Source organism: Bradyrhizobium sp. JR4.3 (genome assembly GCF_040547695.1).
In the GTDB taxonomy this organism is placed as follows: Bacteria; Pseudomonadota; Alphaproteobacteria; order Rhizobiales; family Xanthobacteraceae; genus Bradyrhizobium; species Bradyrhizobium canariense.
On sequence record NZ_JBEPQF010000021.1, the window covers coordinates 1 to 12,068 of the forward strand.

The following is a 12,068-nucleotide window of genomic DNA, read 5'->3' on the forward strand; positions in this document are numbered from 1 at the left end:
GTTCGCGCGCCATCCGAGGCCGCACAAAAAAATACCCCATATCGAGCCTCACTCCCGCTCGGCCAATTAAGCAAAGCCCTCGCAAGCGGGAGAGGTTGCACCGAACCTGCCGCGTGAGTGATTGATTCTCGCTCGAGCGTGCCTGGCTGCGCCACCTCGCCGCACCCGCCGGGTTCCCCAAAAATCGAGCCAGGACAGCCATTTACCGCAGTCCTGTTTTGACTTTTGGATGGGTTGACCCGCCCCCCTCATCCGGCCAACTTCCCGGCCGGTTTGGGGAGTAGAAAGATCATGAAACGAACGATTTTCGGCGTGGCCGCGGCTGTTGCTCTGGCGGCGTCGGCGCCTTGCGCGCAGGCGCAATCCTTCATCAACGTGCTGACCGGCGGCACCTCCGGCGTCTACTATCCGCTCGGGGTCGCGATCGGAAAGATCTACGGTGACAAGATTCCGAACGTGAAGACGCAGGTGCAGGCCACCAAGGCGTCAGTCGAGAATCTGATCCTGCTCCAGCAGGGCCGCGGCGAGCTGGCGTTCACGCTGGGCGACTCGCTGAAAGCGGCCTGGGACGGCGAGGAGGAGGCGGGCTTCAAGTCCAAGCTCGACAAGCTCAGGACCATCGGCGCGATCTATCCGAACTACATCCAGATCGTCGCGACCGCCGAGAGCGGCATCAAGACGCTGGCGGACCTCAAAGGCAAGAGCCTGTCGGTCGGTGCGCCGAAATCGGGCACGGAGCTGAATTCGCGCGCGATCCTGGCAGCGGCGGGTATGAGCTACAAGGATCTCGGCAAGGTCGAGTATCTGCCGTTTGCCGAATCCGTCGATCTCATGAAGAACCGACAGCTCGGCGCGACCCTGCAATCGGCCGGGCTCGGCGTGGCCTCGTTGAAGGATCTGTCGACCTCGAGCCCGATCACGGTGGTGTCGGTACCGAAGGAGACCGTCGACAAGATCGGCCTGCCCTTCATCGCGGCGACCATTCCCGCCAACACCTACACCGGGCAGGACAAGGACGTGCCGACCGCGGCCGTGGTCAACTATCTCGTCACCAGCTCGGCCGTGTCGGACGATCTTGCCTACCAGATGACAAAACTGGTCTACGAGTCGCTGCCCGAGCTCGCCAACGCGCATGCGGCCGGCAAGGAGATCAAGCTCGAGACGGCCGCCAGCGGCAGCCCGGTTCCGCTGCACCCCGGCGCGATCCGCTATTACAAGGAAAAGGGGCTGATCAAGTAAGGTCGGCCGTCACTATCGGACGTCATGGCCGGGCTTGTCCCGGCCATCCACGTTCTAAGGCCAGGCGAGAAAGATCGTGGATGCCCGGGACAAGCCCGGGCATGACGGTCTGAATACGCGTCGCCAATGCTATAAGCGCTGGACGGTTGGGGACATATCGATGTTGCAGGCAGAGGGCAGCGAAGCGCCCATCAAGGTCGAGTTCGACAATTTCGAACACGGTTTTCCGGAAGGCTTTGGCCCGGGCTGGTGGGGCACGCTCGCGTACTGGATCGGCATCGCCTTCGCGACCTTCCAGCTTTATGTCGCGGCCTTCAACTATCTGCCGAGCCAGGTGGTGCGCGGCGTCCATGTCGGATTCCTCATCCTCCTCACCTTCGGTCTGATCGGCAATTTCACCGCCAAAAGCGATTTCGGCCGCGCGATCGGCTGGCTGATCGGCAGCGCGGGCTTTCTGTGCGGGCTCTATCAATGGATCTTCTATGCGGATCTGATCGCACGTGACGGCGATCCGACGCGCCTCGATCTTGTGGTCGGCACGCTGCTCGCCGTCCTGATCTTCGAGGGCACGCGGCGGCTGATGGGCGCGGCGCTCCCGCTGATGTGCGGCGCCTGTCTCGTCTACTGGTTCTTCGGCCAGTATCTGCCGTCACCGCTGAACCATCGCGGCTATGATTTCGACCAGATCGTCACTCATCTCTCCTTCGGCACCGAGGGCTTTTACGGCGTGCCGATCTACGTCTCGGCGACCTACATTTTCCTGTTCATCCTGTTCGGCTCGTTCCTGGAGCGCGCCGGCATGATCCAGCTCTTCACCGACGTTTCTCTTGGGTTGTTCGGCAGGACCCGCGGCGGCCCGGCCAAGGTCGCGGTGTTCGCCTCGGGCATGATGGGCACGATCTCGGGCTCGGGCGTCGCCAACGTCGTCACTGTTGGCCAGTTCACGATTCCGCTGATGATCAGGTTCGGCTATCGCCGCGCGTTCGCGGCCGGCGTCGAGGCGACGGCCTCGATGGGCGGGCAGATCATGCCGCCGGTGATGGGCGCGGTTGCCTTCATCATGGCGGAGACGCTCGGCGTCCAATATTCGGAGATCGTGAAAGCGGCGGCGATTCCCGCGATGCTCTATTTCGCCTCCGCCTTCTGGATGGTGCATCTGGAGGCCGGCAAGCACGGGCTCACCGGGATGAAGAAGTCGGAGACCCCGAGCGCCTGGAAGGCGCTGGTGACGCGCTGGTACCTCGTGCTGCCGCTCGCAGCGCTCGTCTACATGCTGTTCGAAGGCTTTACGCCACTCTATGCCGGCAGCATGGGCCTCGCGCTCACAGTGGGGCTGATCCTCGGCACCGCCATCACGACGGGCGCACCTTCGATGGCTATCCGCTATATCTTCTGGATCGGGCTTGCGCTCGTGGTCGCGGCGCTCTCGCGCGACGGCCTTCAGATCGTGCCGGTCGCAGGCGTCGTCGTCGCGTTGATCGTGATCACTGCGTTCGTGCGCGGCGGATTTTCCGCCCTGCGCGCCTGCCGCGATGCGCTGGCTGAAAGCGCGAAATCCGCCATCACCGTCGGCATGGCTTGCGCCATTGTCGGCGTCATCATCGGCATGATGTCGCAGACCGGCGTCGGCACCATCTTCGGCGGTTGGGTGATCGGCCTCGGCGAGAAGAGCCTGTTCCTGGCGCTGATCATGACCATGCTGCTGTCGATCCTGCTCGGCACCGGGATCCCGACCATCCCGACCTACATCATCACGGCGGCGCTCGCGGCGCCCGCGCTGGCGAAACTCGGCGTACCGCTGATCGCGAGCCACATGTTCGCGTTCTATTACGGCATCATGGCCGACCTCTCGCCGCCGGTGGCGCTGGCTGCGTTAGCCGCGGCACCGATCGCGAAGGAGAATCCTGACAAGATCGGCTGGGAGGCGATGCGTATCGCGCTGGCCGGCTACGTCATCCCCTTCATCTTCGTCTATTCGCCGGCGCTGATGCTGCAGGCCGGCGATCCCATGGCAGCCAAGCTCGGCTTCTACGGCGCGGTGGCGTTGGCGACCTTGAAGGCCCTGGTGGCGATCGCCCTGTTCGGCATGGTCGCCATCGGCTTCCTGTTCACGCGCCTGACGTTCCTTGAACGTTTGGTCGCGCTCGGTGCCGCGATCTGCCTGCTCGGCGATTTCCCCTTCAGCGACACCGCCGGCTTCCTGCTCGCCGCGGCAATCGTGCTGTGGCAGTGGCGGCGGCGTCCGCCGGCGCCGGTCGAGGCGGTGTGAGCCTCTGCTTCGTCACAGCCTCAGGCGTGAAGGCGCTGGCGCTGTCCGCGTTCACGCTGGTGTGGACGCATTCCATCGCGAAGGTCGACTGGCAGGAAGACTGGCGCGTCACCCCCGCCGGGCTCGAACTGACGCAGGCACGCGTGAAGGGCACCGGCCCCGGCATGGAGCCGCCGCCCGAGGCGCGCCTCGTCGACGGCTGGTTTCAGTGGAGGCCTGCGCGTGCGCCGATGCCGGAGGTGGTGCTCGGCAATTCGGGCGCGGCTGGCGAATGGCGGCTATGCCATGACGGCAAGTGCCGGACGTTGTCCGAGATTGTCGGTCATCCCATTGGTGCTAACGTCACCACGATGAAGATTTGCGACGATCCGTAGCCCGGATGAGCGAAGCGACATCCGGGAGCGGCGGCCCCGGATATCGCTACGCTCATCCGGGCTACAAGAACAACAATAAGGGAGACACGCGATGGATCGGCTCAAGGGCAAGGTTGCGATGGTGGTGGGCGCCGGCTCGATCGGACCCGGTTGGGGCAACGGCAAGGCCACCGCGGTCACCTTTGCGCGCGAGGGCGCGCAGGTGTTTTGCGTCGATCGCAACGGCGCGGCCGCCGAGGAGACCGTGAAGATCATCACGGACGAAGGCGGCCAGGCGATCGCGTTCACGGCCGAGGTCTCGCGTGCGCACGAGGTCGAGGCGATGGTCGCAGCGTGCCTGCAGGCCTACGGCCGCATCGACGTGCTCGACAACAATGTCGGCATCGCCGAGATGGGCAGCGTGGTCGAAGTGACCGAGGAGAGCTGGGACCGGGTCTTCAGCGTCAACCTCAAGAGTGCCTATTTCGCCATGAAGCACGTCATCCCGGTCATGGTGAAACAGGGCGGCGGCTCCATCATCAACATCTCCTCGATCGCCTCGATCCGCCACATGGGTATCTCCTACGTCACTTACGGCACTTCAAAAGCGGCGATGAACCAGATGACGCGCACCACCGCGATCGAGTTTGCGCGCCACCATGTCCGCGTCAACGCGATCCTGCCCGGCCTGATGAAGACGCCGATGGTGGAACATTCCGCAGGTCTTGCGAACAGCTATGCCAAGGGCGACGTCGAGGCGATGTGGCGCGCGCGCGATGCGCAAGTGCCGATGGGCCACATGGGCGACGCCTTCGACGTCGCCAACGCCGCGCTGTTCCTGGCCTCGGACGAAGCGAAATATGTGACGGGGATCGAGCTCGTGGTGGACGGCGGCATCACGTGCAAGGCGGGGGCGTAGCTCCTTGCTCGTCGCCCTGGCGAAAGCCAGGGCCCATTACCACAAGGCTCGGTTTGGGCGAAGACTGCCGACTCCAGCTTTCTTCAACAATTCGCATTCGGGGTAATGGGTCCTGGCTTTCGCCAGGACGACATTACTGCGCCAGTGCCAGAATCCCGCCGGCGAATGAATGCCATGCCGCCGTTTCGCTGATCGGCCAGTTCAGTACCTTCACCGCCAGCATCGCGAGCGTGCCGGTGATGTAGACCGGGTGCACGCGGCCTTCGGTGCGCCAGTCGCGTACCATGGCGACGACGAGCAGCAGCGAAGCGACCATCGCGGGTGCGATGGTGACGGGCACCGGCGGCGGCCCGGGCGGTCCCGGAGGCGCGAGGAAAGTGAGAAACCAGCGCGCGATCGCGGCATCGAGGATGGAGATCGCGGCGAGCAGCATCAGGCGTTTGTGAATCTCCGGCTTTCGCGTGTTCATGATCGCGAGCACGAACACCATTGCAAAGAACGCAATCCCGCTCATCGGTACGATCGAGAAGGCGATGCCGGCCTCTTTCTGTCCGAGCGCCGCGGAATGCTGCATCACATGGACGGAGGCGAGGAAGCCGAAGGTCGTCATCGCGGTCGCGAGCGAAACGCCGGCGATGCCGAGCGCACGGTGATTGACCACGCGGCCTGAGGCGGCGAGCCAGGTCTGGATCACGAAATAGAGAGACCAGGTGAAGAACAAGAGACCATGGAAATGAATGACGGGGCTTGCGGACAAGGTCCGTTGCGCGAGCGGCACAAAATAGGTCGGTGCGAAGCCGAGAAAGGCGGTGGCCGCGCAGGCCAGCGCCATGTGGAGATAGAAATATCGTGCGGGCGACGCATCTCGCGCGCGCACACGACGGTCGTCGATCAGGGTCGTCATGAGGGATGAGTCTGGAGAGGCGGCGTTTGGTTCAAAGCAAACCGTCCCTGCACCGTCGTCCCGAGGCGCGCACAGCGCGAGCCCGGGACCCATAATCACAGGGCGCGGTTTGGTGCGAAGCTGGTAACTCCGAATCTTCGCAAAACACTTGCTGCGGCGTATGGGTCCCGGATCTGCGCTTCGCTTGTCCGGGACGACAGCGGTGTTTGCGGATCTAACCCCCCGCGCTCAATTCCGCGCGATCGAGTTCCTCCTCGATTCTGTGAAACGCGTCGTCGCCGATCACCTCGGTGGCGCGGAGTTCGAAGATCGACTTTCGCGCGGCCGCGATGCCACGGCGGCGCAGCGGATCGGCCGGCAATTCGCCGTTGGTGATGCCGCCATGGGGATCGTCGTCGGCCTGCATCAGGATGGCGCGATATTCGAGCCGCAGGATTTCCGCTTCCTCCGACGGATCGTCCTCGATCGCGTCGAGCGCCGCGCGATAGGCGACGGCCCGGGCGCGCGCGACCTCGATGCCGACGGGATCGTCGTCCTTGAGGCCGAACGCCAGGATCAGCGGCCGCAATGTCAGGCCCTGGACGACCAGCGTGCCGAGTACGACCGCAAACGCCGAGAAGACGATGAAGTCACGATGCGGGAAGTTTTCCGGCAAGGCAAAGGCGGTGGCGAGCGTAACCAGGCCGCGCATGCCGCACCAGGAGATGATGAGGCCGCCCTTGGCCGAGGCGACCTGCTTTGGATCCTTGGGGTGATAGATGCCGTGCGCCACCAGCGTGCGCAGCGTCGTGCGATAGAACGTGATCCAGGCCAGCCGCACCAGGACCACGGTGAGCAGGATCCAGGCGGCCGCCACGCTATATTCCCAGCGCACGTCCGCATCGAGGCGCGTCCAGATCGGCCGCATCTGCATGCCGATCAGCATGAAGGCGAGCACGTTGAGCACGAACACCATGGTTTCCCACACCGCATAGGAAGGTACTCGCAGCCGCGCCGGCATGCGTGTCCCAGCCGTGCGGGCGATGGTGATGCCGTAGACTACTATGGTGAGGATGCCAGAGAGACCGAGATGCTCGGCGGCAATCCAGACCATGAAGGTCGTGGCGAATTGGATTATGATCGAGCTGGGGGCCTCCTTCACGCGTTCCATGAACAGCGGAATGATGCGGCCTGCGACCAGGCCCGCGACGACGCTGCCGACCAGGGCCAGCGCCATGGTCGGCGCGACCTGGCTCCATGCCAGATGCTCGGTTGCGATCGCTCCGACCGCGATGCGATAGATCAAGAGCGCGGTCGCGTCGTTGAGCAGGCTCTCGCCTTCCAGGACCTTGACCATGCGGTGAGGCAGCTTCACCTGGCTCAGGATCGCGACCGCAGCGGCCGCGTCCGGCGGGGCCACGATGGCGCCGAGCGCAACCGCGGCGGCCCAGGGCATGTCAGGCATCAGCCGGTGGGCGACGTAGGCCACAGCGGCCGTGGTCAGGCCGACGGCGGCGACGACCAGAGTGGAGACCGGAACCCAATTGTTGCGGAGATCGCGCAGCGAGGTGTCGAAGGCGGCATCGAGCAGGACCGGTGCGACAAAAAGAGCCAACGCCAGGTCGGGCTCCAGCGTCCAGGACGGGCTCGACGGCACAAACGCGATCAGCGCGCCCCCGATCGCGAGAAAGGTCGGATAGGGGACCTTGATCCGCCGCGCCAGCGCCGATAATCCAACGGCGCCGAGCAGAAGCACGATGATCCATTCGAATGTCGACACGTTGATCCCCGAAACCGATTTGAGCGGCGCCACAAGCTAGCACCAATCCGGCCGTATGATGGATAGTGCGGCCCCCAGGCAAGACCTCAACCCGGACCTTAACCCAAGATTTTCCGACTGTGACGAGCATGCGTTTTCTCATTCAATGGTCCGGCGCCGGGGTGCTCTTCGCGCTCTCGTTCGTCGTGGCTCATGCCGCGACCGGCGGCGAACCGGCCGCGGTCCCGCAGGTCGACATCGCGCCGTGCCTCGCGGCTGCCGCGGCCGACGACATCGACAAGGCCGCCACGGCCTGCGCCGCCGTGATCGACAACGAGAAGACGGCGAAAGGCGATCTGATCAAGGCGCTGATCGCGCGCGGCGGGCTTTATGCGCGGCACGACCAAGTCGACCGCGCGATCGCCGACGACAGCCGCGCTCTGGAGCTCGATTCCGGTCTCGCCGATATCTTCAACGCGCGGGGCGAGCTCTGGCTGAGGAAGGGCGACAAGCCCAAGGCGGTGCAGGATTTCGGCGCGGCATTGAAGATCGATCCGAACCACGAGCAGGCCAAGGCCAATCACAAGGCGATGGCGCGCGAGATCGAGCGGATCGGCGCGCAGATGGCGGTCGCGGGCAAGCCCAGCTTCATTTGCAAGGGTGCGCGCCGCCCCGTCGAGAAGGCGATCTGCGTCAACCGCGAGCTCGCTGATCTCGACCGTGAGGTCTTTGCCGCCAACGCGCGCGTGTTGCGTGAAGCCCGCAATGCAGGCGAAGCGAAGGCGCTTCAGCGCGAGCAGGACGATTTCATCGCCCGCCGCAACGCGGGGTTCGGCCGGCCGGGGTACGATTTGAAGAAGGCGATGCAGGAGCGGCTGCAGCGGCTGAACGGGGTGGACGGGTATTGAGGCTGCTCATCTCGCCCGTAAGAGCGGGTCGAAAAAGGGAAGGATCGGTGCGCCGCTGGCACGCCTCGATTTGAACCGATTCTTTGGCCGCCGCGACAATGGTGAAAGCCTGATGTCCCGGAGCTCTATGCCATGTGCGGCACGCATCCTTCCGCGCAAATGCTCTCGTTTGCAAAAATCTCGTTTCGCTCGCTCCTGCTCAGCGCGGCAATGAGCGTCGTCCTCGTCGCTCCTGCCTTGGCCGGCGTCGATTGCGTGATGGAGAGCAAAGCCGCTCCGGCTGAGCTGATCCCGGCCTGCAGCGCCACCATTGACCAGGCCTCAATTCCATCCTCCGATCGCGCCGCGGCGTTGCTGGTGCGCGCCGACGCCAATGCGCGGACCTCGGGCGGCCTCACGCAGGCGCTGCGGGACATCGACCGCGCCATTGCGCTCGATGGCAAGAACGCAAAAGCCTGGCGCCTGCGCGGCGATCTCCTCCGCGAGGCCGGCGGCGATCTCAACCGCGCCGCGGCGGACCTCAGCAAGGCCATCGAACTCAATCCGCAGGATTCGGAATCTTACGAGCTGCGCGGCGTGGTCTACACCAACCAGCGCCGGCTCGACCGCGCGCTTGCCGATTACGACCAGGCGATCAAGCTGAAGCCTGACAATGCACAGGCCTGGTCAGACCGCGGCGTGACCTATTATCTCGGCGGCGACAACGAGAACGCGATCCGCGATCTCAGCGAGGCGTTGCGGCTCGATCCGAATCGGCCGCGCAGCTACACCAATCGTGGCGCCGCCTACAAGAAGCTCGGCCAGCTCGAGAGGTCGGTTGCCGACGACGGCGAGGCGATCAGGCTCGATCCGAAGGTGCCCGAATATTACGACAATCGCGGGCTGTCCCTGGCCGCGATGGGCGAGTACGACAAGGCGATTGCCGATTACGATCAGGCGCTGCGGCTGGCACCGCGCCCGAACTTCTTCGCTAACCGCGGCGACTCCTACCACCTCAAGGGCGAGCTTGGCGCGGCGCTGAGCGATTACGAGGCCGCGCTGAAACTCGAGCCGAATTTCGCGCAGACCTACAATAACCGCGCCGTGCTCTACAAGAAGATGGGCGAGCGCAAGAAGGCGCTGGCCGACTACGAGACCGCGCTGCGGCTCGATCCCGGCAACGACAACGCTGCCGCCGGCCGCCGCGCCATGATCGCGGAGATCGTGAAATTCGGCGGCGAGCCGCTGCGGCCGCTCGCGGCGAATTCCGGCAAGGGCCCGTCGTTCGATTGTGCCACTGCGAAGCGCGAGGTCGAGAAGGTGATCTGTGCCGATCCGCAGCTGGGTGTGCTCGATCGCCAGATCGCCGAGACTTATGAGCGCGTGCTGAAATCGGCCGGGTCCCGCTCGGCCGGCGACCTCCGTCGCACCCAGCGCGACTTCCTCGCCACCCGCAATACGAGCTTCGGCCGCGCCGGCTATGATCTGAGGAAGGTCATGCAGGATCGCCTGCAGCGGCTGAACGCGATGGATAGCTGAGCACTGTTCTTTTCAGCTTGAACCGCGGCCCATTCCCGGGAAAATAGCCCTCAAACATGGCCGGTACTTGATCCCTGTCATGGCGGGACGTTTGTCCTGCCACAAGGTCAAGGCCAGGCGAATAAAAGGGAACGGGAGCGCGGGAATGAACGTCCGAGGAAACGTCCAAGGAAACATCGACGGAAAGAGCCTCTATCACGAGGTTTATGCGCGCTCGCTGGCCGACCCTGAGGGCTTTTGGGCCGAGGCGGCCAAGGAGATCGACTGGATCGAGCCACCAAAAAAGATCTTCGATCCCTCGCCGGGCGTCTACGGCCGCTGGTTCAGCGGTGGCATTGTGAACACCTGCTACAACGCGCTCGACCGCCACGTCGAACGCGGCCGCGCCGACCAGATCGCGCTAATCCATGATTCGCCGCTGGCAAATAGCGTCACCAGATTCACCTACGCCGAACTGCTGGCCGAAGTGCAGGCGCTCGCCGCCATCATGCAGGACTTTGGTGTCGCCAAGGGCGATCGCGTCGTCCTCTATATGCCGATGGTCCCGGAGGCCGTCGTTGCGATGCTCGCCTGCGCGCGCATTGGCGCGGTGCACTCCGTGGTGTTCGGCGGCTTTGCCGCGAAAGAGCTCGCCACCCGCATCGACGATGCGCAGCCAAAGTTGATCCTGTCGGCGAGCTGCGGCATCGAGCCCGGCCGCATCGTGCAGTACAAGCCGCTGCTCGACGAGGCGATCAGGCTTGCGGGCGCAAAGCCGAAGGCCTGCATCGTGCTGCAACGTCCGCAGCTCGTCTGCGCCCTCACGCCCGGCCGTGACTATGACTGGGCGGGCCTGCGCCGCAAGGCGATGAACGACGGCAAGCAGGCGCCTTGCGTGCCCGTCGCCGCCACCGATCCGCTCTACATCCTCTATACGTCAGGCACGACCGGCATTCCCAAGGGCGTCGTGCGGGACAATGGCGGCCATCTCGTCGCAGTGAAATGGTCCATGTTCAACCTCTATGGCGTCAAGCCGGGCGAGGTCTGGTGGTGCGGCTCCGACATCGGCTGGGTGGTCGGCCACAGTTACATCGTCTACGGCCCGCTGCTGCACGGCGCGACCTCGATCATGTATGAGGGGAAGCCGGTCGGCACGCCCGATGCCGGCGCGTTCTGGCGCGTGATCAGCGAGCACAAAGCTGTCGCCTTCTTCACTGCGCCGACCGCGTTCCGCGCGCTCCGGAAAGAAGATCCGGAAGGAAAATTCATCCGGCAGTACGACCTCTCGACGTTCCGCACGCTGTTCCTGGCCGGCGAGCGCGCCGATCCGCCGACGGTGGAATGGGCGGAGCAGCAGTTGAAAGTGCCTGTCATCGACCATTGGTGGCAGACCGAGACCGGCTGGTGCATCGCCGGCAATCCGGTTGGCTTAGGCCAGCTGCCGGTGAAGCACGGATCGCCGACGGTGCCGATGCCGGGCTATCAGGTCGACGTGGTCGACGAAGCGGCAAAGCCGGTCGGTCCGAACACCATGGGCTCGATCGTCATCAAGCTTCCGATGCCGCCGGGCTGCCTGCCGACACTGTGGAATCAGGACGAACGGTTTAAGGAAGCCTACCTCACCGAATTCCCCGGCTACTACAAAACATCGGATGCCGGCTACAAGGACGAGGACGGCTATGTCTTCGTCATGGGCCGCACCGACGACATCATCAACGTCGCCGGCCATCGGCTCTCCACCGGCGGCATGGAGGAGATCCTGGCTTCGCATCCCGATGTCGCCGAATGCGCCGTGCTCGGCGTCAAGGACGCGATCAAAGGTGAGGTACCCTGCGGCTTCCTGGTGCTCAAGGCGGGTGTGAAGCGGGCTCCCGCCGAGATCGAGAAGGAGATCATCGCGCTGGTGCGCGACAAGCTCGGTCCCGTTGCCGCGTTCAAGCTCGCCATCACCGTCGGGCGCCTGCCCAAGACGCGCTCCGGAAAGATCTTGCGCGGCACCATCAAGAAGATCGCAGATGGTGAAGCCTGGACCATGCCGGCGACGATTGAGGACCCCAAGGTGCTCGACGAGATCGGCGATGCGCTGAAGGGGCGGGTGTGAGGTTTGCAATGGGGCTTGAATAGGCCGCATTTTTCCGCTCAATCCTCATCCTGAGGAGCGCGCCTGGCGCGCGTCTCGAAGGATGAAAGGCCCCGCTGCTCCAGCTTGGCCTGCATGGTTCGAGACGCCCGCTGCGCGGG

Annotated in this window: 9 protein-coding genes; 7 read left to right on the forward strand and 2 right to left on the reverse strand. The window is 64.5% G+C overall.

The features are described from left to right. Positions 1-291: 291 nt before the first annotated feature. The 4 genes from ABIB91_RS27710 to ABIB91_RS27725 all read left to right on the forward strand — a co-directional run bounded on the left by ABIB91_RS27710 (position 292) and on the right by ABIB91_RS27725 (position 4,780). On the forward strand, positions 292-1,239 hold the full coding sequence (locus tag ABIB91_RS27710; RefSeq protein WP_007597521.1) for a TAXI family TRAP transporter solute-binding subunit: 948 nt from the start codon (positions 292-294) through the stop codon (positions 1,237-1,239). A gap of 160 nt (positions 1,240-1,399) precedes the next feature. After that, positions 1,400-3,508 carry a TRAP transporter permease gene (locus ABIB91_RS27715; RefSeq protein WP_354169263.1) on the forward strand — a complete coding sequence of 703 codons (2,109 nt, stop codon included), beginning with the start codon at positions 1,400-1,402 and terminating at the stop codon, positions 3,506-3,508. After that, a complete protein-coding gene (locus tag ABIB91_RS27720; RefSeq protein WP_473366877.1) occupies positions 3,469-3,882 on the forward strand; it encodes a DUF1850 domain-containing protein in 414 nt (137 codons plus the stop codon). Before ABIB91_RS27715 ends, ABIB91_RS27720 begins: the two co-directional genes overlap by 40 nt. 91 nt (positions 3,883-3,973) lie before the next feature. Continuing rightward, positions 3,974-4,780 carry an SDR family NAD(P)-dependent oxidoreductase gene (locus tag ABIB91_RS27725; protein ID WP_354169259.1) on the forward strand — a complete coding sequence of 269 codons (807 nt, stop codon included), beginning with the start codon at positions 3,974-3,976 and terminating at the stop codon, positions 4,778-4,780. Between the two features lie 133 nt (positions 4,781-4,913). Here the strand turns inward: ABIB91_RS27725 and ABIB91_RS27730 are convergent, their stop codons facing one another. Further along, positions 4,914-5,684 carry a hypothetical protein gene (locus ABIB91_RS27730; RefSeq protein ID WP_354169257.1) on the reverse strand — a complete coding sequence of 257 codons (771 nt, stop codon included), beginning with the start codon at positions 5,682-5,684 and terminating at the stop codon, positions 4,914-4,916. A gap of 214 nt (positions 5,685-5,898) precedes the next feature. Further along, positions 5,899-7,476, reverse strand: coding sequence for a cation:proton antiporter (locus ABIB91_RS27735; protein ID WP_354169255.1), 1,578 nt, complete (start codon positions 7,474-7,476; stop codon positions 5,899-5,901). Positions 7,477-7,571: 95 nt separating this feature from the next. Between ABIB91_RS27735 and ABIB91_RS27740 the strand changes: the two genes are divergently transcribed. The 3 genes from ABIB91_RS27740 (at position 7,572) to ABIB91_RS27750 (ending at position 11,928) form a co-directional block, all read left to right on the forward strand. Then, a complete protein-coding gene (locus tag ABIB91_RS27740) occupies positions 7,572-8,330 on the forward strand; it encodes a tetratricopeptide repeat protein (protein ID WP_007597512.1) in 759 nt (252 codons plus the stop codon). Positions 8,331-8,462: 132 nt separating this feature from the next. Beyond that, on the forward strand, positions 8,463-9,848 hold the full coding sequence (locus tag ABIB91_RS27745; protein ID WP_354169253.1) for a tetratricopeptide repeat protein: 1,386 nt from the start codon (positions 8,463-8,465) through the stop codon (positions 9,846-9,848). 145 nt (positions 9,849-9,993) lie between these two features. Next, positions 9,994-11,928: a propionyl-CoA synthetase gene (locus ABIB91_RS27750; protein WP_007597510.1), complete on the forward strand. Its 1,935-nt coding sequence runs from the start codon at positions 9,994-9,996 to the stop codon at positions 11,926-11,928. The last annotated feature ends 140 nt before the right edge of the window (positions 11,929-12,068 follow it).